This window comes from Bradyrhizobium sp. UNPF46, assembly GCF_006658625.1.
Lineage (GTDB): Bacteria > Pseudomonadota > Alphaproteobacteria > Rhizobiales > Xanthobacteraceae > Bradyrhizobium > Bradyrhizobium nitroreducens.
In genome coordinates this window covers 94,173-117,611 of record NZ_LFJB01000046.1, presented here as the reverse complement: position 1 = coordinate 117,611, position 23,439 = coordinate 94,173, and the positions used below count along the sequence as shown (strand labels likewise).

The window sequence follows — 23,439 nt, the reverse complement described above, 5'->3', positions numbered from 1 at the left end:
TGGTCGCGTCGGCTTGTTTAGCGCCTGATCCCGTCGAACGCGGCCATGATGCCGCGCTGGAATAGCGACCAGTCAAAGCCGAGCGCGATGGCGCGATAGCCGCGGTCGATGAGGGCGTTGGCCTGATCGGCGGTGCGAGCGACGCCGCCGATCGGCACGCCGCTTTTGAGGATGCCGGCCTCGGCCCGTGCGACCAGCTCCAGCAGCTCCGGATCGTCCATCTGTCCGCGCTTGTTGATGGACGTCGCGAGATCGCCGGGGCCGATCACCGCGACGTCGATTCCGGGTGTGGCCATGATCTCGTCGATGCGGTTGACGGCCTCGATATGCTCGATGGTGACCATGCAGATCATCTCGTCGTCGGCACTGGCCATGTAATCCGGCATCGACTGGCCCCAGCGGAACGGCGCGTGGAACGGACCCCAGAGACGATCGCCGCGCGGCGGATAGCGCACGCTGCGCACCGCCTTCTCCGCTTCAGCGCGGTTCGTGATCATCGGAAAGTTGATGCCGAAGGCGCCGATGTCCATCGGGGCCTTCGCAAGCCACGGCTCGTTGGCGGCGATCCGCACCAAGGGCGTGCATGGCGTGCCCGTCGTCGCGGCGATCATCGCGTGTGCTTCGGTGAGACCGATCGGTCCGTGCTCGAGATCGACGATGATCCAGTCGAGCGAGCGCGCCATGATCTGCACCATCTGCACGCTCGGGATCGTCGCGATCGCGCCGAAGGCGGGACGGCCCTCGCGCCAGAGCTGGCGGAGACGGTTGAGTGGCGTGGACGGAACTGGCATCGAAAGGCCTGCGGCTAGGGATTGACGGCAAAACCTAGCAGCGCGCCGTCGCAGCGCAAGCTCAGGCCAGCGCGCGGCCGCCGAAGAACGGCGTCAGCGTGGCCGAAAGGCCGTGCACGCGGTTCGAGGTGAAGATCATCGCGGCGCCGGCTTGCGCGACGTCGCCGCCGCGCGCACCCAGCAGATCCGAGACGCGGCGGGCGATCGCCGGCGCCGGATCGATCCAGTCGACCGGCCACGGCGCCAGCCGCTTCAGCCGGTCGAGCAGCAGTGGATAATGGGTGCAGGCGAGCACGATGGTGTCGGTGCGCGCGCCGGCGTCCTCGGCATCGCCGACGAAGCAGGGAGCGAGCTCGGCAAGGATGTCGTTATCGCTGATCGGATGGCCACCGAGCGCGGCTTCGGCGAGCGAAGCGAGCTCGGGCGAGCCGACTAGCGTCACCTCGCAACCTTGCGCGAAGTCGCGGATCAGCGCCTTGGTGTATTCGCGCTTCACCGTGCCCTTGGTGCCGAGCACCGAGACGCGGCGGGTCTTCGACTGCGCGCAGGCCGGCTTGATTGCCGGCACGGTGCCGACGAAAGGCACGGAATATGCGGCGCGCAGGTGAGACAGGACCAGGGTGGACGCCGTATTGCAGGCGATGACGACGATATCAGGATCATGCATGCCGATCAGCTCCCCCATCAGCGGCACGACGCGGGCGATGATCTCGTCCTCGCTGTGGTGGCCGTAAGGGAAGAAGGCGTCGTCAGCGACGTAGACGAAATGGGCATCGGAGCGCGCCGCCACGACCTCACGCAGCACCGTGAGCCCGCCAAGGCCGGAATCGAATACCAGGATCGTCGGAGAATTGGTCACACGGTTACCCTAGCCCTGCATGGTTACCATTCGGTTTTTGGGGCGGTTTTGCGGCGAGGGCACCCAGAACGCGTTTGGCCCGGTTGATTTCTTGCTTGGCCCGTCATATCCGCAAATTCCCGGGGGGACAGGGAGGCGCGGCGCGCGCTTTCCTGGCGCAAGGCGGTAGGATGCCTTCCGGCTGGTCCGATTTGCGCGCGCAGGAGGCGTCATGCTCACCGTCCATCATCTTGGCAGGTCGCAGTCTGAGCGCATCGTCTGGCTCTGCGAGGAGCTTGGAATTCCCTACGAGCTGAAGCGCTACGCCCGCGATCCCGTCACCATGCTTGCGCCGCCCGACTACAAGGCGCTGCATCCGATCGGGGCGGCACCCGTTATCACCGAGGGCGATATCGTGCTCGCCGAATCCGGCGCCATTGTCGACTACATCATGGCCAGATACGGCAATGGCCGGCTCGTGCTCCGCCCCGACGATCCTGATTTCGCGCAATTCCTGTACTGGTTTCACTTCGCCAACGGCACGCTGCAGGCCGGCATGGGGCGCCTGATGATCCTGAGCCGGCTCAAGCTCGCCGAGGACAATCCGATGCTGGTCGCGACCAGGGGGCGCCTCGACCGCGCCTTCGATCTGGTCGATGCGCGCGTCCGCGATGCCGAATATCTCGCCGGCAGCACCTTTACCACCGCCGATATCATGATCGGGTTCTCGCTCACCACGATGCGCTACTTCCAGCCTTATGACCTCCAGCGTTGCCCGAACGTGGTGAGATATCTCGGCCGCATCGGGGCGCGGCCTGCCTACCGGCGAGCGATGGAAAAGGGCGATCCGGGCATGGCGCTGCTCGTGAGCTGAGCCGCGGTCACGCGATCCGGTTCGTCGTGGCGGCCCGCGCTGCGTTCAGCTGGTTCTGCAGGCGATCGATGTTCTGCAGCAGGCGCTGGCTGGTCAGCACCAGGAAGTAATAGCCGAACTGCGGATCCTGGAAGTAGATCTCCAGCAGCCGGTCGTAAGTGATCGTCAGCACCTGGCCGTCCTCGATGCATTCGATCGTCCCGGTGCGGCGGTTGTCCGGCGTCAGGAAGCCGAGCTCGCCCATCAGCGCGCCCGGTCCGATCTCGACGTTGATCTCCTTGACCAGGAACTTGCCGGTGACGGTGAGCAGCATCTCCTTGGCGGGATCGCCCAGTTTGAACAGCGTGTCGCCGCGGCGATATTTGCGTTCGGTCATGAACGGCTTGAGCCACTCGATCGACATGTCGCCCTCGGCCGCATGGCGCGCCTTCTTGACCAGCTTGAGCATCTGCCGCAGGCGCAGGGCGTTGATCGGAAGCATCAGGAGGTAGAGCAGGAACGTCGCGACATTGGCAGAGAGCGCGCCGAAAATGGCGAAGAACGCGCAGCCGATCATGTTGGCGACGCGCAGCGGCACCATCGTCCGCATCAAGAGGGTGGCGACGAAGAAGACCGCACCGACCACGGCGAACATATTGGCGAGCGTGATGTTGTGGACGAAGATCTCCAGCAGCCGGTTGAAGATCGCATCCCAGGTGACGTCGTTGGGATCGAGCCCCATCTGGACCAGGATCTTTGCGATCCTGAGATTGTCCGTGGCCGCTTCGAGAATGCGGTCGAGGATCGAGGAGATGTCTGCGCTGCCGGACGGCATGGTACTAACCCCGCGTAAGGCCTTCAGTCCTGGTCCGTATTGGTATAGCCGAAATCGAATGACGACCGCTTGAATGACGCTTTCGGCCGTCATGCCGCAAGAGGCAAATTTTAGCCCGATCGGGCGTTTCGGCAATTGCCCGTTGGTTGTGCGTATGACCTTGAAACGCCGGTGATTCGGAACTGGCGGCACGGGCTCCGGTCTTGAGTCAAGCTTGCATGCCCCCGGCTAGCCTGGCGCGCAGGCCGATCGTCGCCTTACGGCTTGGCGGCGGGCTGCACGACCCGCTGTTCGACGAGGTCAAGGTGACCGGGGAGCGAGCCGGCGCGCAGCAACATGGCGACGCTGCTCGCTTCCTCCAGGGTAAAGTTGCCGGAGATCTGGCCCGAGCCGCCGGTGATGGGCTCGCGGATCACGGGGGCGGAAACCACCTTGTCGTCGAGCACGATGGCGAAGGGCCTTCCGACATTCTCTGCGGTGAGGTGGGCGAAGCGCCGCGTGCCGCGGCCGTTGAAGCGGAACCAGGCGATCGGTTCCTTCGTGCCGGTCGCAAAGCCCGGGCCCGCATAGCTGACGTCGTCCCCCTCGAGCGCGCTGCCCTTGGCGACGAGATAAGGCTTGTTGTCCTTGAAGCCGAGCAGGACTTCGCTGCCTTCGGGCGGCGTGCCGGATTGCGCCTGCTCGCCCGGCATCGAAAGGTCCACAAGGCGGAAGCCCACCTTGATCTTCCGGGCAAAGATCGCAGTCGTCTGCTCCGGATTCATTTCGCCCGGCACGAAGATGCGGATGCGGTCGGTGCCGTCGGGTTGGACGCTGGCGAGCCTGATGCCTGAATCCTTGAGGCGTTGTTCGATCATGGCGACGGAATCTTCAACGAGATCGCGCAGCCGTGCCGCGGAAGCGGCCTCGGTCGGTGCCAGCCGGACCAGTCCGTCGCCGCCATCTGTCACGGTGAGCGCATGCGACGGCAATCCCTCCGCGGCTGAGGCGAGCTTGCGCGCGAGCAGGTCGCGGGCCCTGGCGTCCGCGATCTTCAGTTCGACGCCGCCATCGCGGATCGCAAGTCCAGAGAAGGCGATCTTGTTCTCGCGCAGGGTCTTGTAGACGTCGTCGCGCAAATCCGTGATCACGCTCTCGCGCAGGCCGTCGGCATCGACCTTGTAGACGATGCGCGAGCCGCCGAGTTTTTCCATCTTGTCGCCGACGAAGGCCGCGATCTTGGCGCGCATCTTGTCGAGCTGACTGTCCTCGGCGCGCGAGGCCCGGGGCAGGGCGATCGCGGCCGCAACGGCGAGCGCGACGATCAGCGCTGTCTTGCGGTTTCGCTGGGGCCTCGTCATGATCACCTCGAGTCTTGCGGCAGGACGCTGGCAGGCGAAGCTGATGCCTGTTTTAGGTCCCCGGACCTGGCGCGGAGGTTCAAACACCTCACAGGCAAGTTTGATCGCCACGGCCGCTGGGCCATGGACGAACGCTCGATCATCCATCATTCTGTTCCCGCTCGACCGGCCATCGGTCGAGACCGCGCCGAACCAAAATGTCAAAAGACAGGGCGGCCGGGATTTGCATCTGAGGGAGGACGGAATTCCATGGCGGGCATCCACGCGCTCGATCGGCTCATCGGCAGCGACTATCCGGATCTGTTGACGGACGCGGAAGTCCGCGCTTTCGAGCAAGTCCCTTACGCCGAGCGCGTTGCGGCCGAGAGCACCTATGAGGCGATCACATTGGGTGCGGCGCGCAACCCCGACGGGGCGGCGATCCAGTTTCTGCAGAACGCCGATCCGGCCGACACGCCGCAGGTTGTCACGTACCGCGATTTCATCGCGCGCGTCACGCAGGCCGCCAACATGTTTCACGCGCTGGGCGCGGAGAAGGACGACGTCATCAGCTTCATGCTGCCGCTGGTGCCCGATGCCTTCGTGACGCTCTTCGGCGCGGAGGCGGCGGGCATCGCCAATCCCGTCAATCCGCTGCTGGAGCCGCACCAGATCGCGGAGATTCTGGAGGCTGCGAACACCAAGATCCTGGTCGCGCTTGGGCCGATGCCCGGCACCGATATCTGGCAGAAGGTCGAGCAGATCCGCCCGCAATTGAAGCACCTCAAGGCAATCGTGCAGGTGTTCGGCGGCGGCGATCCGGACAAGGGCGTCTTCGCCTTCAGTGATCTGATCAGGCAGCAGCCGTCGGATCGGCTGGTCAGCGGGCGCAAGATTCTTGGCAGCGACATCGCCGCCTATTTCCACACCGGCGGCACCACCGGCACGCCGAAGCTGGTGCGGCATACTCACACCAATCAGGTCTACCAGGCCTGGGCGCTCAGTCTGCTGCTGAAGTCCAAGCTCGGTTCGAACCTGCTGTTCGGCATGCCGCTGTTTCACGTCGGGGGATCGCTGACGCAGGTGCTGCTGACGTTGTCGAGCGGCGGCTCGCTGGTCGTGCTGTCGCCGAGTGGCTGGCGCAATCCGAATGCGGTGAAGAACATCTGGGGACTGGTCGAGCGCTTCAGGCCCGAGGCGCTGTCGAGCGTGCCGACGGTGCTCGCCGCGACGCTCGCGGTGCCGCCGGGTAATGCCGACATCTCCAGCCTGAAATATGCCGCCGGTGGCGGCTCGGCGATCCCCGTCGCGGTCGGCTCGGCGATCCAGGACAAGCTCAAGCTGCCGGTGGTCGAGGTCTACGGCATGACCGAGACATCGAGCGTGCACACGCTCGCCTACCCGGGCCGGCCGATCCGGCTCGGCTCGGTCGGGCTGCCCATGCCCTACGCGCGCGTGCGTATCGTGCAGCTGGATGCGGAAGGCCGCCTGATCCGCGACTGCAAGCCGGACGAAATCGGCGTCGTCATCATGGCTGGGCCCGGTGTGTTCGGCGGCTATCTCAACGACGAGCACAACAAGGGTGCCTTCGTCGACGACGTCTGGGTCAATTCCGGCGATCTCGGCCGCCTCGATGCGGACGGCTATCTCTGGATCACCGGCCGCGCCAAGGACCTCGTGATCCGCGGTGGTCACAACATCGACCCGGCGCCGATCGAGGAGATCATGTTCCGCCATCCCGCCGTCGGCTTCGCCGCGGTGGTCGGCCAGCCCGACGCCTATGCCGGAGAATTGCCGGTAGGTTACGTGCAGCTGAAGCCGGGCGCGACCGTCGAGCCGGGCGAATTGGAGACGTGGGTGCGCGAGCGCACGCCGGAGCGCGCCGCCGTTCCGGTCCAGGTCATTCCGATCGACCCGATGCCGGTCACCGGCGTCGGCAAGGTGTTCAAGCCGCAGCTGCGCTGGGACGCGGCCGAGCGCGTCTTCACCAAGGTGCTTGCGCCGCTGGTCGAGCGCGGCATCGACTGCAAGGTCAAGGTCGGTGCCCATGGCAGCCACGGGTCAATCGCGACCGTCACGCTCGCCGGTCTGCCGGCGGACCAGCGCGAGGCGGTTGCTGGCGAGGTGCACACGCTGCTCGCGCCGTTCGTGATGCGGCACGAGGTCGTGCAGGCGTAAGGCGGCGTGCGATCTCCAGACCCAGGCATGATGCGGCGATATGTCGTCGCATCGTGATCTGGCGAAGAGATTCCGCCGCCGGTCATTGCTGCTGCGCGCTGGACCGGGTTCATCGATCCGGGGCCAGCCAGGGGAGTCGCCTGCGCCTGCATGTGACGATCGTGGTGGCGAGATCAGCAGGGCCGGAGCTGATCTTGATCCAGGTTAAGAACACCGATCAAGCGGCCGATTCAAACATTTACCGCAACCAAAGCTTGCGGCCGCAACGCGGGCGCGACGTTTTGATTTTAAGTTCATCTTAGATAGGTGGGTGTTCGCATCAGAGCCGGGAGGGAACTCTGATGCACTCATTAGGTCGTTCGGAGAGAATCGGCGGTTTGGCGGGCTTCGTGCTGCTGCTTGCTGCGGCGATCGTCATGCAGATCGGGACGGGGGCGCTGGCCGCCTATGTCGCGCTGTTGTGCGTCGGGCTTGTCTGGCTGTTGGCATCGGCGGACCGGCCCAAGTCGACAACTGTGCTGGACCACGCCATCGAAAGCGTGCCCGCCGGCCTTTGTGTGTTCGCGGCGGACTTGCGGGTCATCGCCAGTAACCAGCAATTCGCGAGCATGTATGGCTTAACGCGCGCCGACGTCAAACCCGGAACGCGACTGCGCCAGATCACCGAAGCAAGGAGGGCCAAGCGCGGCCTTTCGGAGAGCGTCGTCGACGCCATCCATGGGTTCGACGCCGCGGCGACGTCGGTCCACGAGCTCCGCGACGGCCGGTTCATCTCGGTGTCGCGGCATCCAATGGCCGGCGGCGGCCTGGTCGAGGTGCATCGGGATGTTACCGGCGAGCGGTTGGCCGAGATACGGGCCAACGAAACGATGCAGGAGCTGATCGAGAAGCAATATGCCATCGATCAGGCCGTCATCGTCGCGATCACGGACGTGAAGGGCGTCATCAACTACGTCAACGACAATTTCTGCTCGATCAGCGGCTATTCGCGCGAGGAGCTGATTGGGCAAAATCATCGGATTCTGAAATCGGGCGTCCATTCCAAGGAGCTCTTTCGCGACATGTACCGCTGTCTGGCGGGCGGCCATGTCTGGCGCGGCGAACTCTGCAATCTTGCCAAATCCGGCAGGCTGTATTGGGTGGATACCGTGATCACGCCGCAGCTCGGTCCCGACGGCAAGCCCGTTGCCTATATGGCCATCCGGGTCGATATCACGGCGCGGAAGGAAGCCGAAGCCAAGCTCTCGTTCGCCGCCACGCACGATTCCCTGACCGGCCTGTTGAACCGGTGTGCGCTGTTCGATCAGGCAGGAATTGGCCCCGAGCCTGACGTGCAGCCGGACCGCTTGGGCGTTCATCTGATCGACCTCGATGGCTTCAAGCGTATCAACGATACGTTTGGGCACGACGTCGGTGACCACCTGCTCAAGGCGGTCGCCTCGCGCCTGCGTTCGCTCGCCACGGACCGGGATCTCGTCGCGCGATTGGGCGGTGACGAGTTCGCCATGATCCGGCGTGTGGGTGACGACGCATACGAGACCGCGCAGGATCTCGGTCGCCGCATCGTCGATGTCATGGCGGCGCCGTTCGAGATCGAGGGCCATCAGCTCGACATCAGTGCAAGCGTCGGGATCGTGCTCTGTCCGGAGCACGGCTCGAGCAGCGCCGATCTCCTGAAAAAGGCGGATCTGGCCCTTTATGAAGTCAAGGCCGCGGGCCGTGACGGCCATCGCCTCTATCAGCCTGCAATGCTCGAGGCGATCAAGGGGGAGAAAGTCCTGGAGGCGGAGCTGCGTCGCGCGATCTCGGCGCAGGAATTCGAATTGCACTACCAGCCCATCCTCGACGTCGAAAGCCGCACGGTCCATACGGCCGAAGCGCTGGTGCGGTGGCGCCATCCCGTCGATGGTCTCGTTGCGCCGGACCGGTTCATTGCGCTGGCCGAACGCACCGGTCTGATTCAGCCGCTCAGCGAATGGATCATTCAACGGGCGTGCCTGGATGCGGTGTCCTGGCCGCCCCATGTCCAGCTCGCGGTCAACGTATCCGCGACCCAGTTCAAGCGCGGCGATCTGTTCGATGTCGTCCTGCAGGCACTGCTTCGGTCGGGCTTGAATCCGCGGCGGCTGCAGATCGAGGTCACCGAAACCGTCCTGCTCGAGCAGCAGTCCGAGCAATTGCAGACGTTCCGGCGGTTGAAGTCCATGGGTGTCACGCTCGTGCTCGATGATTTCGGCACGGGATTCTCGTCGGCGAGCTATCTGACGAATTTTCCGTTCGACAAGATCAAGATCGACAAGTCCTTCATACAGGGCTTGTCCAGGCGCGAATGCGCGGCGGTGATCGCGTCGGCGGTCGTGCTGGCGAAGGGGTTGGGCATCAGCGTCACGGCCGAGGGAATAGAAACCGAACCCCAGCTCGAGCACGTTCGTTCCATGGGAATCGATTTCGCACAGGGATATCTGTTTGGTCGCCCGGTACCCTACCGCCAGTTCAAGTGCGCGGCGGCGATTCCGGACGATTCGGGCCGTGTTCTGCGAACGGCGATGGCCGGCGCGAATTGAGGCTCGGGCTCAGTTCAGCGCACCCAGTCGCTGAAGCTCACGTAGATCGAATACTTCGAGCACGCCGTTCGACAAATCCGCGACGCGGCGTTCCCTGAAGGCGCTGAGCACGCGGCTGACATGGACCGGCGTCAGTCCCACGGCGTCGGCAATGTGCTGCTGGCGGAGCGGCACGCGATAGCGCTCGTCGCGGATCACGTTACGGCTCGCAATCCGCTTCATCAGTTGCAGGAACAGATGGGCGATGCGCTCCTCCGCCGAGAACTGGCCGAGTGCGGCAATGGTCTCGTCGGCCGTCCTGGCCTCGTTCGCGCAACACTCCGCCGCGGCCCAGAGAATGCGCACGTTCATCGCGACACGTGCGTGGACTTCCGTCCGCTTCATCGTGCTGACCTGGATCGCCGTCAGCGCCTTGACCGAAAAATGCAGGCGCTCGTGAAGGAGCGAGCCGGCGAGGACATCGCCTGGCAGCAGGAAGCCGAGGATCTGCCGTCGTCCGTTCGGCATCTGAAGAAATCGAAATCCCCAGCCTGCGCAAAAAACATAGATGTCGGGAGAGGCCTGGTTAGCGGTCAGCAGCTGCCTTCCGGCGGGGACCACGAGATGATGCTGCCAATCGGATGCGCCGATCGATTCAGTCGCTGCCGCGTTATCGAATATCGCCGCACAGAATCCGGAGGCGCCGCTCTTCGGGCACGTTGCACAAGGCGAAAGGTCCTTCATATTCTGCTGAAGTCGCCGCTGTGCTGCCGCATCGTCGCGGATCCTCCCGAGGTCATGGCCACTATGATCCGTAACATTTTCGTATAGTCAACCGCTCATTTTGTTGCATATTTCGGAGGGCAGAAATTTGGAGGTTGTCTGAAGAAGCGTGAAGAGCGTCGCATCGATTGCCCCCTGTGACGATTGCCCGTGCGAGACGATGCGGCGGCGCTGTTTTTAATGTGCGTTATTAATCTACATCAACTCCGGGTCACCTGTGTTGTTTCGCGCTCAGCCAAGCTTAACCGAAAGCGATGATAATCGCCGGCATTGAAGTCTCCGCGTGATTGTTCGTTCGCAGCGTTTCGCCTCCGATGAATTGCAAAGGGCGTTATCATGACACTCGCGCAGCCCGCAAATGATGAGAGCCAGGATCGCGACGGCCGCATGCGCTTCATGCGCATCGGTGCCGAGACAGGCGAACTCCTGCGCGGATTCTGGTCGGCGGCCGAGCCCGCGCTGCCGGATATCCTCGACGGGTTCTACCAGCATGTATCGAGCGAGCCGCGGCTTGCCGCCTTGATCGGCGATGACATGCAGCGGCTGAAAAAGGCCCAGAGCTCGCACTGGGCGCGGCTGTTCAATGGCCGCTTCGATCACGACTACATGCGCGGCGTGCGCATGATCGGGCTGATGCACAACAAGATCGGGCTGGAGCCGCGCTGGTATATCGGCGGGTACAATTTCGTGCTCTGCCGGCTGGTGGCGCTGGCCGTCAGGAAATATCGATGGACGCCGATGCGAATGGCCAGCGTGCTCAGCGCCCTCAACGCCGCCGTGATGCTGGATATGGACATTGCCATCTCCGCCTATCAGGAGGCGATGCTTGCGGAGAGACAGAAGCAGCAGGAGACCATCGCCGCCGCCATTCAGGATTTCGACGGCCGGATGAAAATCGTGCTGGGAGGCTTAGGCAGCTCGGCGGCCGGTCTGCAAGGCGTGGCCGATGTACTCAGTGCAAGCGCGGAGCGCTCGATCCGGCAATCGACCGTGGTGGCTGCCGGCTCGGAAGAGGCCTCGACCAACGTGCAGGCCGTGGCGGCCTCGACCGAGGAGCTCGCGTCTTCGATCAAGGAGATCGGCCGCCAGGTTTCGGAATCGACCAGGATGACCGGCGAGGCCGTCGATCAGGCTGCCCGTTCCGGTGCCGCCATCGAGAGTCTGGCCAGGGCAGCTCAGAGAATCGGCGACGTCGTCGAGCTGATCAACACGATCGCGGCCCAGACCAATCTGCTTGCGCTGAATGCGACAATCGAGGCTGCGCGCGCCGGCGAGGCCGGCCGCGGCTTTGCGGTGGTCGCATCCGAGGTCAAGGCGCTCGCGGAGCAGACGGCGAGGGCAACCGGCGAGATCGGCCAGCAGGTCCTCTCGATACAGCAGGCGACGACGGAGTCCGTCGGCGTCATTCGCCAGATCGGCACAACCATCGCCGCCGTCGACGAGGTCGCGACGGCGATTGCGGCCGCGGTCGAGCAGCAGGGCGTGGCCACCGCCGAGATCGCGCGCAACGTACAGGAGGCCGCGCAGGGCACACATGACGTATCGAGCAATATCGGGGGCGTGAGCAATGCCGCCAGGGAGACCGGCATCACGGCCTCCGAGCTCCTGGCGGCCTCCAAGGAGCTTTCGAGTCGGACGGATGTGCTCCGCTCCGAGGTCGAAGGCTTCTTCGCGGCGATTCGGGCGGCCTGACGATTACGCCGGCATCCGCGTCTCGATCATGCGCACCCAGAACGAGGCGCCGTGGCCCAATATGTTGTCGTTGAAGACGTAGGCCGGGTGGTGGCATTCGTTGCCGTCGCCCATGCCGACCAGCACCATCGCGCCGGGACGCGCTTCCAGCATGAAGGAGAAATCCTCGGCGCCCATCATCGGGATGAACTTGTCGTTGACGCGCTCAGTGCCGACGATGTCGCGGGCGACGTCGGCGGCAAGGCCGGCCTCGCGCGCATGGTTCATCGTGACCGGATACATCCGCGTGTACTTCGTCTCGGCCGAGCCGCCATAGGCGCGGGCGACGCTGTCGGCGACTTCGCCGATGCGGCGCTCGACGAGATCGCGCACTTCGGGATCGAGCGTGCGCACGGTGCCGCCGAGCTCGGCGACTTCAGGGATGATGTTGAAGGCCGTGCCGGAGTGGAATTGCGTAATCGAGATGACGGCGGATTTGAGCGGATCGACGTTGCGCGCCACGATCGATTGCAGCGCGTTGACGATCTGCGAGCCGATCAGCACGCTGTCGACGGATTTGTGCGGGCCTGCACCGGCGTGGCCGCCCTTGCCGTGGACCGTGATCTGGATGTTGTCGGAGGAGGCGAGCATCGCACCGGGGGTGGTTGCAAAATGGCCTTCCGGCAGGCCCGGCATGTTGTGCATGCCGTAGACCTCCTGGATGTTCCAGCGCGTCATCAGCCCGTCCTCGACCATGGCCTTGCCGCCGCCGCCGCCTTCCTCGGCGGGCTGGAAGATCATGATCGCCGTGCCGTCGAAATTGCGCGTCTCGGTGAGATATTTGGCCGCGCCCAGCAGCATTGCGGTGTGGCCATCATGGCCGCAGGCGTGCATCTTGCCGGGGACCTTCGATGCGTAAGGCACGCCTGAGGTCTCCATGATCGGCAGTGCGTCCATGTCGGCGCGGAGCCCAATGGTTTTGCCGGACGCCGATTTGCGGCCGCGGATCACGCCGACCACGCCGGTCTTGCCGATACCCGTTACCACCTCGTCGCAGCCGAACTCGCGCAACTTGTCGGCGACGATGCCGGCAGTGCGGTGGACTTCGTAGAGCAATTCCGGATTCTCGTGGAAGTCATGGCGCCAGGCGGCCATTTCGTCGGAGAGGGCAGCAACGCGGTTGACGATGGGCATGAGGGGGATCCGTTTCTTTTGGGTTCTATCGTCATTCCGGGGCGATGCGTAGCATCGAACCCGGAATCTGGAGATCGTGGCGCGAGATTCCGGGTTCACGCTTCGCGTGCCCCGGAATAACGAGAACAATCAGCTCTCGCCGAACACGCGCCTGAAGATCGTGTCGACGTGCTTGAGATGATAGCCGAGGTCGAACAGCTCATCGAGTTCGGCATCGCTGAGATATTTCCTGACCTCGGCGTCCTTCTTCAGGAGCTGGAGGAAGTCGCCTTCGCCGCGCCAGACCGGCATCGCGTTGCGCTGCACGAGCTTGTAGGAATCCTCGCGGCTCGCGCCCTTCTGCGTCAGCGCCAGCAGCACGCGTTGCGAGTGCACGAGGCCGCCGAGGCGGTCGAGGTTCTTCTGCATGTTGGCGGGGTACACCAGCAGCTTGTCGATCAGGCCGGCGAGGCGCACCAGCGCGAAATCGAGCGTGACGGTGGCGTCCGGGCCCATCATGCGCTCGGCCGAGGAGTGCGAGATGTCGCGCTCGTGCCAGAGCACGACGTTTTCCAGCGCCGGCGTCACATAGGCGCGCACCATGCGGGAGAGGCCAGTGAGATTCTCCGACAGCACCGGGTTGCGCTTGTGCGGCATGGCGGAGGAGCCCTTCTGGCCCTCCGAGAAGAACTCTTCGGCCTCCAGCACCTCGGTGCGCTGCATGTGGCGGATCTCCACCGCGATGCGCTCGACCGAGGAGGCGATCACGCCCAGCGTCGAGAAGTACATGGCGTGGCGGTCGCGGGGGATCACCTGCGTCGAGATCGGCTCGGGAACGAGGCCCATGGCTTTCGCCACGTGCTCTTCGACGCGGGGATCGATCTGGGCAAAGGTGCCGACGGCGCCTGATATGGCGCAGGTCGCGACTTCCTTCCGCGCCGCGATCAGGCGCTCCTTGGCGCGTGTGAACTCGGCATAGGCATAAGCCAGCTTGAGGCCGAAGGTGACGGGCTCGGCATGGATGCCGTGGCTGCGGCCGATGGTCGGCGTCATCTTGTGCTCGAAGGCACGCTTCTTCAGCGCGGCCAGCACCTTGTCGAGGTCGGCGAGCAGCAGGTCGGCGGCGCGGGTGAGCTGGACGTTGAGGCAGGTGTCGAGCACGTCGGAGGAGGTCATGCCCTGGTGGACGAACCGCGCCTCGGGGCCGACGATCTCGGCGAGGTGGGTGAGGAAGGCGATGACATCGTGCTTGGTCTCGCGCTCGATCTCGTCGATGCGGGCGACGTCGAAGACGGCGTCCTTGGCCTTGGCCCAGACCGTCTTGGCGGCTTCCTTGGGAATTGTCCCGAGTTCGGCGAGGGCGTCCGCCGCATGCGCCTCGATCTCGAACCAGATCTTGAACCGGGTCTGCGGTTCCCAGATCGAGGCCATTTCCGGGCGGGTATAGCGGGGGATCATCTGACGGCTCCAGGAAGGTGGGCGGGCGGTCCTGAAGGGGCGGCGCCGGCCAAAATGCTTTTTACGCCGTGATTTAACAGAGCGGGCAGGGCGAAACAAACGGTCTGGGCCCTGGGCGAGGGGGGATCGCCGAGCTTTCCACCGGACCCGGTCGGCAGGGAGCGACCCCGGCCCGCAAATATTAACTGTCAATCACGGATCATTGACTGACAGATATTGAAATCTGTCAGCGGGACGTGTATATCCGTTCCCGGACGCTCCGATTGGGCGTCCCGCGACAAGCCCCGGGGAGCCCGACATCCGAACCAAGCTCGGATCGAAGGGCGAATTGAAGAACGGGGACCCGCGGACGAATGGAGACTTACGACGATGACGACCGAAATCCTCAATTTGACCGGTGTGATTGGGCAATGGCTCAATTTACTGGTGGCGCGCCAGATCGCGGCGCAGGCTGCAAAACTGCCTCATTAAGGCATAGGCTTTCCGAACCGACCGGCTACGGGCGCTTCGGAAGCAGCCCTACTGCCGGAGTAACTGAGCCCTGAACGGGAACATGGTGCTGGCATGAATGAAGCCGTTGTCTTGACGCCGGAGCGGATCCTCGAAGTCACCGAGGACGTGCTCAGGCGCTTTGGACTTGCCAAGGCCACCGTGGTCGACGTGGCCCGTGCGCTCGATGTGAGCCACGGCAGCGTCTATCGCCATTTCCCGAGCAAGGCCTCGCTGCGCGAGGCCGTCGCCAAGCGCTGGCTGGACCGCATCGATGCGCCGCTGCGCCAGATCGCCGAGGAGAAGGGCCCGGCGCCGGCGAGGCTGGAGCGCTGGCTGCGCACGCTGTTCGCGGCCAAGCGGTCGCGCGTGCTCGATGACCCCGAGATGTTCGACACCTATCTGACGCTGGCGCGCGAGGCCTGCGCGGCCGTCAGATGCCACAAGGATACCCTGACCGACCAGGTCGTGGCCATCCTGTCCGACGGTGTGGCACAGGGCGTCTTCGCCATAGACGACGTCAAGGCCACCGCGCGCGCGATCTACGATGCCACCAGCCGCTTCCACCATCCGGCCCATGCCGACGAGTGGAAGGATGCCGATCTTCCCGCGCGCGTCGATGCAACGCTCGCGCTGTTGCTGCGGGGGTTGAGGGCTTGACGCTTTTTCCCTCTCCCACAAGGGGAAGAAGGAAGAGCGCGCGTCTCAATATCCCACCTAGATCCTCGTCAGCCCGCACGTCGCGGCAAGGCGCACCAGCTGCGCATCCGTGCGGGCGCCCGTCTTGGTCTTGATCAAATAGTGATAGTTCTGCACCGTCTTCACGCTGAGATTGAGATGCGCCGCGATCTGCTCGGTGGTGGCGCCGCCGGCGAACTGGCGCAGGATCTCGATCTCGCGTTCGCCCAGCTGATCCAGCACTGAGCCCGCCGACAAACTGTCCTCGGCCAGAATGTGCGCGATGTCGTCGCTCATGGCGCGCTCGCCGCGGGCGACGGCGCGGATGGCGCCGACCACGGCGGACGGCTCGCTGCTCTTGGTGACGAAGCCGCTGGCCCCGGCACCGAACGCGGCCTTCACCAGCACGGCCTCGTTGTGCATGGTGAAAACCAGGATCCGCGCCCGCGGGCTGCGCGCGCGGATATTGCGGATCGCCTCCAGCCCGCTCGCGCCCGGCATCGAAATATCGAGCAAGACGACGTCGGGGTCGTGCGCCTTGAAGGCGCCGTAGGCGTCCGCCGCGTTGTCGGCTTCCGCGACGACATGGAGGTCGCCCTGGCTTTCCAGCACGCGCCGGTAGCCTTGCCGGACGATCGGATGGTCGTCGACCAGCAGCACGGAAATGCCTGTTGCTGCCACCTCGCTCATGTCGGCCTCATGCGGCGAGCGGGATGGTCGCGGCGACACTGAGGCCGCCCCGGGCCGGCAGGATCGACAGCGATCCGCCGACGGCTGCGACGCGCTCGCGGATGCCGGTGAGGCCGAATCCGGCCGACTGTGCGACGCGTTCCGCATCGCCGCCGCCATCGTCCTCGACCCGGATCAGCAGCGCGTCGTCCTCACCGGCGCAGCGCTCGACGCGCAAGGAGATCTCGCGCGCCGAACTGTGGCGCAGCGCGTTGGTCAAACATTCCTGGGCAACGCGATAAGCGGTGGTGGCGGCCGGTCCGCTGATGTCGGTGAGATCGCCCCTGAGGTCGAGCTGGATGGTCGGCTGCGCCGCGCTCTGCGAGCGCCAGCTGTCGACGAGATTGACGAGGCTGGCCTCCAGCCCGAGCTCCTCGGGCAGGGGATTGCGTAGCCGCTTCAGCGCATCGCGCAGCGAGGCCATCAGGTGATGGGTGGCTTGCGAGATCATGCGGGCATCCTGTGCGACGCCATCGTTCTTGCTGTCCTTCGCGCTTGCGTTCTCGATCGTGTTGGCAAAGGCGAGGATGGCCGACAGATTTTGCCCGAACTCGTCGTGCAGCTCGCGGGCGAGCGCACGACGCTCGTCGTCGCGGATCTCGATCAGGCGCCGTGTCAGTGCGGCGCGCTGCTCGGTGGCTTCCTCCAGTCGGCCGCCGAGCTCGCTGACGGCGCTGCCGATCATCGCCAGCTCCATGGAGCGGAACCGCGGCAGCTTGGTGCGATACTGGCCGCGCGCCATGCGCTGCAGGGCGGTCACGATCGCCCGCGCCGGTGCCAGCGCATGCGCGATCGCCAGCGAAGCCAGCAGCGCGATGGCCGCCGCCATCAATAGCGCGACGTCGATCACGTTGAGGATGTATTCCCAGGCGAGCGAAATCGCAGCCGCGGCGTCCGGCGTCGCAACCACCGTTCCGGCCGAAGCAGCGCGGGGGCTGACCGGCCGCACCACTTCGGCGTGGCTGCCGAGGAAGATCGGCACGATCGATGCGAACCAGCGCGGCGGGGTCTTGCCGAGCCCCTCGCTCTGGCCGCAGAGCGGCTTTTCAAATGCGATGGCCGGCTGGAACTCGACGCAGACGCCCGGCGAGATCAGCTTCATCGTCTCAAGGGTGCGCCATTCCGGAACCGGCAGGAGCTGCTCGCGCGTTCTGCTGCTGCGCAACAAGAACTCATGCCAGTACAATGCCTGAAGGGCCTGCCCGACCCGCTGCGCGGAGGCCGCGGTCGCCCGGTCGACGCTGCGATAGGCGTCGAACGTAGCCCATACCGTCGCGGCTCCCAGGCACAGAGCCACGATGAGCAGCAGACGGGCGACAAGCTGAAGCACGAGGCGCATGCGATGACCCCCGACGTTTGATAGGATCAGCCTAACAACGCCGCCGCGCCTTGCCAATTGCGGGGTGTGGCAGGATTGCAGCTCGGGCAAATTTCCCAAGCCGGATTGGGCATGGGTCTTTGGACCTGATACGGCGGCTTTGATCTAATTGGACAGGAAGCTTGATAGGCTGAACGTTGCGAGCGAGGAGCAGTGCAGCATGAGTTCGATGACGATTGGACCGATCGCGCCTGCAACGACCGACCCGTCCGAGCGCAGCGCGTTGCTGTTCTGGATGATCTTCACCGGTCTCTCCATCTTCGCCGTCGTGCTGCTGTGGCGGTTCGGCTTGATCAACCTGATGCTGACCTCCGACCGCACCTACATCTCCAGCGTCATCGCGGTGCTCTACATCCTCACCTGCGGTCACTGCTTCCTGCGCACCCGGGCGATCGCACGGGAGGGGGCGGCGGCGCGGCGCTGCCGCGAGGCGCTCGCGGCGCCTGACGGCGGCAAGGTGCTCGATGCACGTGCGACGGCGCTGCCGCGCGGGCTGGTGCGCGATCACATCGAGAGCCTGGTGACCAAGGCTGCCGCGCAGGATTATCGCCCCGTCGACCAGACTCTGCTGCTGCGCACGCTTGCCGATCGCCTGCGCGGCTCCAACGGGTTCGGCGCCTTCGTCTCGGATACGCTGATGAAGCTCGGCCTGCTCGGCACCATCATCGGCTTCATCATCATGCTGGCGCCGATCGCGGGGCTGGATGCCGCCGACAAGGTGGCGATGCGCTCCTCGATGGGGTTGATGAGCGATGGCATGGCGGTCGCGATGTACACGACGCTGGCCGGCCTCGTCGGCTCGATCCTGGTCCGCATCCAGTATTACATGCTGGATGCCGCGACCCAGCGGGTGTTCTCGGACGCGGTGGTGCTGACCGAGACCTACGTGACGCCGGTGCTGGAGCGCAAGGGTGCCGGAACGCCATGATGGATGATTTCGGTCTCTATCCGCGCGAGGAGCCGTTCGATCCGCTGGGCGTGATGCTGTTCAAGGCGCTCCAGGTGATCGCATTCCTGTTCTTCCTCGCGCTGCTCGCGGTCTCGCCGGACGCCAAGGAAGGCAAGATCGACTCCAAGGCCGAGTTCATCATCACGCTGGATTGGCCGGACAACCACCCCGACGACCTCGACCTGTTCGTGCAGGATCCCGCCGGAAACATAGCCTGGTATCGCCATCGCGAGGCCGGCTTCCTCACCCTCGACCGCGACGACCGCGGCGGAGCCAACGACTTCATCATGGTCGCCGGCAAGAAGATCGCCTCGCCCATCCGCGAGGAGATCGTCACCGTGCGCGGCATCCTCGCCGGCGAATACACCGTCAACGTCTCGCATTTCGTGGCGACGACCGGCGAGCCCGTCACGGCCAATATCAAAGTGCAGAAGCTCAATCCGACGGCGCAGGTGGTGTTCGACAACAAGTTCACGCTCGACCACACCGGCGACGAGAAGACCGCGGTGCGGTTCCGGCTCGACGCCGAGGGCAAGGTCGTCAATGTCGACCAGCGGCCGAAATCGCTGCTGGAGACGTTCCGTAGCGGCTGGCGCAACGGCGCCGATCTCGACCCGAGGACCGGCGTGAGCAAGAACCCCGTGAGGATCCGCCGTGATTAACCTGCAGACGGTCATCCTCACGCTGTCGCTCGCCTACGCCGTCATCGGCGCGCTGCTGCTGGTGGTGCTGGTCTATGCGCGGCTGCACTGGTCGCTGAAGGCGGTCGCGGTGGTCGTGACCAGCGCCTTCTATGTCGTGAGCTTCACCGAGATGCGCGGGCTGCTCGGCTGGGCCAGTTCCGACCGGCTGCCGACCACCTTCAAGCTGCTGAAGGCCCGCATCGTCGAGCCGCATTCGCTGCAGGGCGATCCCGGCTCGATCTATCTGTGGGTCGAGCAGCTCGACGAGGACAATCGTCCGAGCGGTATCCCGCGGGCGTTTCGCGTGCCCTACAACGACAGGCTCGCCGAGAAGACTCATGCCGCGGAGAACGAGATCGCTCAGGGACATCCGCAAGGTGGCCGGGCGGCGGATTTCGGCGGGGGCGACGGCAGCCTGATCGACATGGTCCGCGAATATGTGACGCCCAAGACGATCATGGAGACGAGCGGCGGCGATTCCTCGACCGGCGAGTTCATGGCACCGCCGGCCGGCGCGCAAGGCGCCGTGTTCACGCCGATACCGCCGCCCCGGATGCCCCCGAAAGACGAGCAATAGGCCCTTCACCATCGTGTCGCGGGGCGCTGGTCAACCGCCCAGCGCTGGCGCATCTTGTTGACATCCCTCAATTTGGCCTTATCGGCCTTCAATAAGAATTGGAGGGTGGAGGGTGCGTGCTTCTCGCTGTCTTTTCGGATATCCACGGCAACCGGCAAGCCTTCGAGGCCTGCCTGAAGGCCGCCCGTGCGAAGGGCGCGGAGCAGTTCGTGCTGCTCGGCGATTTCGTCGGCTATGGCGCCGATCCCGAATGGGTGGTGGATACCGCGATGGAGCTCGTTGGCCAGGGGGCCATCGCCGTGCGCGGCAATCACGACCAGGCGGTCAATTCCTCGGCGGAGACCATGAACGCCGAGGCCCAGGTCGCGATCGAATGGACCCGCGGCCGGCTCGACACCGGGCAGCGGCGGTTCCTGGCCGATTTGCCGATGCTGATCGACGACGGCGACTGTCTCTTCGTGCATTCGGAAGCCTCGAGCCCGCAGCGCTGGCACTACGTCCGCTCGACGGCGGACGCCGCAAAGAGCCTGATCGCGACCCCCGCCCATGTTACGTTCTGCGGCCATATCCATCGTCCCGCGCTCTATTCGATGTCGGTGACCGCGAAGATGACGAGCTTCGTGCCGAAGACCGACGTCCCGGTGCAGCTGCTGCGCGGGCGGCAATGGCTCGCCGTGATGGGCTCGGTCGGCCAGCCCCGCGACGGCGATCCGTCGGCGGCCTTCGTGTTGTTCGACACCGAATCGTGCCAGATCACCTATTGCCGCGCGCCCTATGACATCGCGACCGCGGCGGGTAGGATCCGCGACAACGGCCTGCCGCCTTGGCTGGCCGATCGGTTGTCGCAGGGGCGCTAGGAGCCGATGCCGAAATCGCTGGTCCAATCCGGTGCGGAGATCGACGGTTACACCATCGGCGAATGCGTTCACGCCGGCGGCATGGCGACGTTATGGACGGTGACCCATCCCGGCATCGACGTACCGCTGCTGATGAAGATCCCGCGGGTGTCGGAGGGCGAGGACCCCGCCGCGATCGTCTCCTTCGAGATGGAGATGATGATCCTGCCGCGGCTCGCGGGGCCGCACGTGCCGGCCTGTTTCGGCACCGGCGATTTCGCGCACCAAGCCTATGTCGTGATTGAGCGGATTTCCGGGACGACGCTCTACAAGCGGCTGCCTGATCTGCCGCTGCCGTATGACGAGGCACGGCAGCTCGTCGCCAGGATCGCGACCGCGCTCGCCGATCTGCACCGGCAGAACGTGATCCATCACGACATCAAGCCGAGCAGCATCATGTCCCGCGAAAGCGGCGAGGCGGTGCTGATCGACTACGGCCTGTCGCATCACAACCATCTGCCGGATCTGCTGCAGGAGGAGTTCCGCCTGCCTTACGGCACCGCGCCCTACATGGCGCCCGAGCGGCTGTCGGGAGTACGCGACGATCCGCGCAGCGACCTGTTTTCGCTTGGCGTGCTGCTGTACTTCTTCACCACCGGCGAGCGGCCGTTCGGCGAGGGCGAGACGCTGCGCGCGATGCGGCGCCGGCTGTGGCGCGATCCGCATCCGCCGCGCAAACTGCGCGCCGACTATCCGCCCTGGCTCCAGGAGGTGGTGCTGCGGTGTCTCGAGATCGAGCCGGTGTGGCGCTATCCGACGGCATCCCAGCTCGCCTTCGATCTCTCCCATCCGGACCAGGTCAAGCTCACCGCGCGCGCGGAGCGGATGAAACGCGATCCGCTCAGCGTCGCCTGGCGCCGCCGCTTCAATCTGGGCGTCATGGCGCCGCGCGTGAAATCGGATGTCGCTGCCCAAATCGCGTCGAGCCCGATCCTCGCTGTCGCGCTCGATACGGTGGAAGGGGCAGCCGAGCTGAACGAGGCGCTGCGCGTGACCACCGAGCGCATCCTCGCCACCTTGCCGTCAGCGCGGCTTGCCTGTGTCAACGTGCTGAAGCTGAGCCGGATCGCGATCGACCGGACCCTGGACGAGCAGGGCTCCAACAAGCATATCGACCGCCTGGTCGCGCTCAAGCATTGGGCGACGCCGCTCAAGCTGGATGAGAGCCGGCTATCGGTTCACGTGCTGGAAGCCGTCGATCCCGCGGCCGCGCTGCTGGAGTTTGCCGAGGTCAACCATGTCGACCATGTCATTATCGGCGCGCGGCAGAGCTCGTTTCGTCGCACGCTGCTCGGCAGCGTCTCGGCCAAGGTGGCCTCGGAGGCCGGTTGCACGGTCACCGTGGTACGGCCGCCGCGGATGGCAGGGGATGCCGACGAGGCAGGCGCGATATCGACGGCGGGACGCGACTCCGCTTAAGCTTCCGAGACCGGGAGCCAATATCCGGCCGCGGACTGAACTGCCGTCGAACACGACGACATCAGCCGCGTCTCATGTCGTGGGCAAGTCAAATCGCTTTGATAATGCCGCGAACGCCTGAGACCTGATTGAGCCATCTCGCACTGAACCTCTTCGCGTCAAGATAGTCGCCTCCGGAATACACCGTGTAGCCGACGGCCCCGACATAGCCGGCGTAGGCAATTGCGGGTCCCCACGGTGAAAGTGTCATCAACGCCGATTTGGCCCAACCGATGCCGCGCACCACCCATTCGAGTGTGGCGCACGATTTTTCGTAGCGGGCGAGGAGCTCGTCCAAGTCACCCGTTGCCTTGTTCCATTGTTCGGCAGCGGTTGATGGCGATTTGCCCGCGATTTCGTCGGCGATCTCCTTGCCGAGTTCGTCCGCAGCGTAAACGCTTTTCAGGAGGCCGCTCACGATGTCCTGCGGCTTTCCGAGGACGCTATCAATCCATGATTTCGCCTCGGATTGAATTTCCTTCTGTTGGTCCTTTCCGAAAGCGCTCCACAGTTTCTGAATGGCTTCACGGACCAGCCTGACGGCATAGCGGACAAACGTCCCGAGGCGTCCCGAAATATCGCCGATTTCCTGAGCGAGTGCCGAGGCCCATTCCTGGGCCGGCCCGAGGCCGAAGGTCGTCACGCCAGTCCCGGTGAACATCAGGACCCTGGCTGACCGATCGACAATGCCACGAATGACGGTCTCGGCTTTCTTGCCCAGGCCGGCGCGCGCCGCGTTGACGTCCGGCGGCCCGGCCGATCGCTCGGTCAGGAACGATTTCATTCCACGTTCCAGCGGCGCGTCGAGAACCTCTCGCAGCGTGGGGTCGACGAAGACCGCGACAGCCGATCGTTCAGTTTCCGACTTCTCGCCGCCGCTCTTGTTCTTGTCGATGAGATCCTTTGCGAGGCCGAGATCATACGCCGCGGCGGCCAGCAACTTCATGCTCGCCAGATCCTGGATGTCGGCGGTCCTCGTCGTCTGCGCGAGCGCGAGTTCCTCGTGCAATCGGACCGACGCTTCCATGATCCGATCGAGATTGCCAATCTCGCCCGAAATTCCGCCGGAGCGCTCGACCCCCGGGGTCGCGGAACTTCGAGCGTCCTCGATCGCATCACGATAATCGTGCCAAGCCTTATCTGCTGACGCCGTCATGTTC

The 23,439-nt window shown here is 64.8% G+C and carries 20 protein-coding genes; 10 read left to right on the top strand and 10 right to left on the bottom strand.

The window, feature by feature from the left end; all coding sequences use genetic code 11:
- Window positions 1-17 precede the first annotated feature (17 nt).
- Window positions 18-791, bottom strand: a complete 774-nt coding sequence (locus UNPF46_RS19325) for an HpcH/HpaI aldolase family protein (protein ID WP_100176682.1) — start codon at window positions 789-791, stop codon at window positions 18-20.
- A 61-nt stretch (window positions 792-852) separates the two neighbouring features.
- Window positions 853-1,650 carry a glutamate racemase gene (gene murI / locus UNPF46_RS19320; RefSeq protein ID WP_142251051.1) on the bottom strand — a complete coding sequence of 266 codons (798 nt, stop codon included), beginning with the start codon at window positions 1,648-1,650 and terminating at the stop codon, window positions 853-855.
- A gap of 211 nt (window positions 1,651-1,861) precedes the next feature.
- Here murI and UNPF46_RS19315 point away from each other — a divergent pair, with 211 nt between their 5' ends.
- Window positions 1,862-2,503, top strand: coding sequence for a glutathione S-transferase family protein (locus UNPF46_RS19315; RefSeq protein WP_142251050.1), 642 nt, complete (start codon window positions 1,862-1,864; stop codon window positions 2,501-2,503).
- Between the two features lie 7 nt (window positions 2,504-2,510).
- Here UNPF46_RS19315 and UNPF46_RS19310 read toward each other — a convergent pair whose 3' ends face one another.
- Both UNPF46_RS19310 and UNPF46_RS19305 read right to left on the bottom strand, forming a co-directional pair.
- Window positions 2,511-3,317, bottom strand: a complete 807-nt coding sequence (locus UNPF46_RS19310; protein ID WP_174718882.1) for a Crp/Fnr family transcriptional regulator — start codon at window positions 3,315-3,317, stop codon at window positions 2,511-2,513.
- A 257-nt stretch (window positions 3,318-3,574) separates the two neighbouring features.
- Window positions 3,575-4,657: a SecDF P1 head subdomain-containing protein gene (locus UNPF46_RS19305; RefSeq protein WP_142251049.1), complete on the bottom strand. Its 1,083-nt coding sequence runs from the start codon at window positions 4,655-4,657 to the stop codon at window positions 3,575-3,577.
- Window positions 4,658-4,906: 249 nt separating this feature from the next.
- Between UNPF46_RS19305 and UNPF46_RS19300 the strand changes: the two genes are divergently transcribed.
- Together UNPF46_RS19300 and UNPF46_RS19295 are read left to right on the top strand one after the other, a co-directional pair.
- Entirely contained in the window at window positions 4,907-6,814 is a 1,908-nt protein-coding gene (locus tag UNPF46_RS19300) for an acyl-CoA synthetase (RefSeq protein ID WP_142251048.1), read from the top strand.
- 341 nt (window positions 6,815-7,155) lie between these two features.
- Window positions 7,156-9,378 carry a putative bifunctional diguanylate cyclase/phosphodiesterase gene (locus UNPF46_RS19295; RefSeq protein ID WP_142251047.1) on the top strand — a complete coding sequence of 741 codons (2,223 nt, stop codon included), beginning with the start codon at window positions 7,156-7,158 and terminating at the stop codon, window positions 9,376-9,378.
- Between the two features lie 9 nt (window positions 9,379-9,387).
- Here UNPF46_RS19295 and UNPF46_RS19290 read toward each other — a convergent pair whose 3' ends face one another.
- The gene (locus UNPF46_RS19290; RefSeq protein WP_100181102.1) at window positions 9,388-9,978 is read right to left on the bottom strand and encodes a Crp/Fnr family transcriptional regulator; all 591 of its coding nucleotides are present in this window, start codon (window positions 9,976-9,978) and stop codon (window positions 9,388-9,390) included.
- 498 nt (window positions 9,979-10,476) lie between these two features.
- On the opposite strand from UNPF46_RS19290, the gene UNPF46_RS19285 reads away from it, so the two are divergent.
- Complete coding sequence (locus UNPF46_RS19285; protein WP_142251046.1) at window positions 10,477-11,832, top strand: globin-coupled sensor protein; 1,356 nt, start codon at window positions 10,477-10,479, stop codon at window positions 11,830-11,832.
- Window positions 11,833-11,835: 3 nt separating this feature from the next.
- On the opposite strand, the gene UNPF46_RS19280 is transcribed toward UNPF46_RS19285, so the two are convergent.
- The gene (locus tag UNPF46_RS19280) at window positions 11,836-13,005 is read right to left on the bottom strand and encodes a M20 aminoacylase family protein (protein ID WP_142251045.1); all 1,170 of its coding nucleotides are present in this window, start codon (window positions 13,003-13,005) and stop codon (window positions 11,836-11,838) included.
- Window positions 13,006-13,134: 129 nt separating this feature from the next.
- Entirely contained in the window at window positions 13,135-14,442 is a 1,308-nt protein-coding gene (gene purB / locus UNPF46_RS19275) for an adenylosuccinate lyase (RefSeq protein WP_142251044.1), read from the bottom strand.
- Between the two features lie 564 nt (window positions 14,443-15,006).
- On the opposite strand from purB, the gene UNPF46_RS19270 reads away from it, so the two are divergent.
- The gene (locus UNPF46_RS19270; protein ID WP_181770009.1) at window positions 15,007-15,591 is read left to right on the top strand and encodes a TetR/AcrR family transcriptional regulator; all 585 of its coding nucleotides are present in this window, start codon (window positions 15,007-15,009) and stop codon (window positions 15,589-15,591) included.
- A 57-nt stretch (window positions 15,592-15,648) separates the two neighbouring features.
- Here UNPF46_RS19270 and UNPF46_RS19265 read toward each other — a convergent pair whose 3' ends face one another.
- Together UNPF46_RS19265 and UNPF46_RS19260 are read right to left on the bottom strand one after the other, a co-directional pair.
- Window positions 15,649-16,299: a response regulator gene (locus UNPF46_RS19265; protein ID WP_142251042.1), complete on the bottom strand. Its 651-nt coding sequence runs from the start codon at window positions 16,297-16,299 to the stop codon at window positions 15,649-15,651.
- 7 nt (window positions 16,300-16,306) lie between these two features.
- Complete coding sequence (locus tag UNPF46_RS19260; protein WP_100176693.1) at window positions 16,307-17,677, bottom strand: sensor histidine kinase; 1,371 nt, start codon at window positions 17,675-17,677, stop codon at window positions 16,307-16,309.
- Between the two features lie 199 nt (window positions 17,678-17,876).
- Between UNPF46_RS19260 and UNPF46_RS19255 the strand changes: the two genes are divergently transcribed.
- The 5 genes from UNPF46_RS19255 (at window position 17,877) to UNPF46_RS19235 (ending at window position 22,240) form a co-directional block, all read left to right on the top strand.
- On the top strand, window positions 17,877-18,644 hold the full coding sequence (locus UNPF46_RS19255; protein WP_100176694.1) for a MotA/TolQ/ExbB proton channel family protein: 768 nt from the start codon (window positions 17,877-17,879) through the stop codon (window positions 18,642-18,644).
- Complete coding sequence (locus UNPF46_RS19250; protein ID WP_100176695.1) at window positions 18,641-19,327, top strand: DUF2135 domain-containing protein; 687 nt, start codon at window positions 18,641-18,643, stop codon at window positions 19,325-19,327. Before UNPF46_RS19255 ends, UNPF46_RS19250 begins: the two co-directional genes overlap by 4 nt.
- On the top strand, window positions 19,320-19,925 hold the full coding sequence (locus tag UNPF46_RS19245) for a hypothetical protein (RefSeq protein ID WP_142251041.1): 606 nt from the start codon (window positions 19,320-19,322) through the stop codon (window positions 19,923-19,925). The genes UNPF46_RS19250 and UNPF46_RS19245 overlap by 8 nt, the downstream gene beginning before the upstream one ends.
- A 116-nt stretch (window positions 19,926-20,041) precedes the next feature.
- The gene (locus tag UNPF46_RS19240) at window positions 20,042-20,782 is read left to right on the top strand and encodes a metallophosphoesterase family protein (RefSeq protein ID WP_142251040.1); all 741 of its coding nucleotides are present in this window, start codon (window positions 20,042-20,044) and stop codon (window positions 20,780-20,782) included.
- Between the two features lie 6 nt (window positions 20,783-20,788).
- Complete coding sequence (locus tag UNPF46_RS19235; RefSeq protein ID WP_142251039.1) at window positions 20,789-22,240, top strand: serine/threonine protein kinase; 1,452 nt, start codon at window positions 20,789-20,791, stop codon at window positions 22,238-22,240.
- A gap of 88 nt (window positions 22,241-22,328) precedes the next feature.
- Here the strand turns inward: UNPF46_RS19235 and UNPF46_RS19230 are convergent, their stop codons facing one another.
- Window positions 22,329-23,435 (bottom strand): hypothetical protein, encoded by a 1,107-nt coding sequence (locus UNPF46_RS19230; RefSeq protein ID WP_142251038.1) that lies wholly within the window; start codon window positions 23,433-23,435, stop codon window positions 22,329-22,331.
- Window positions 23,436-23,439 lie beyond the last annotated feature (4 nt).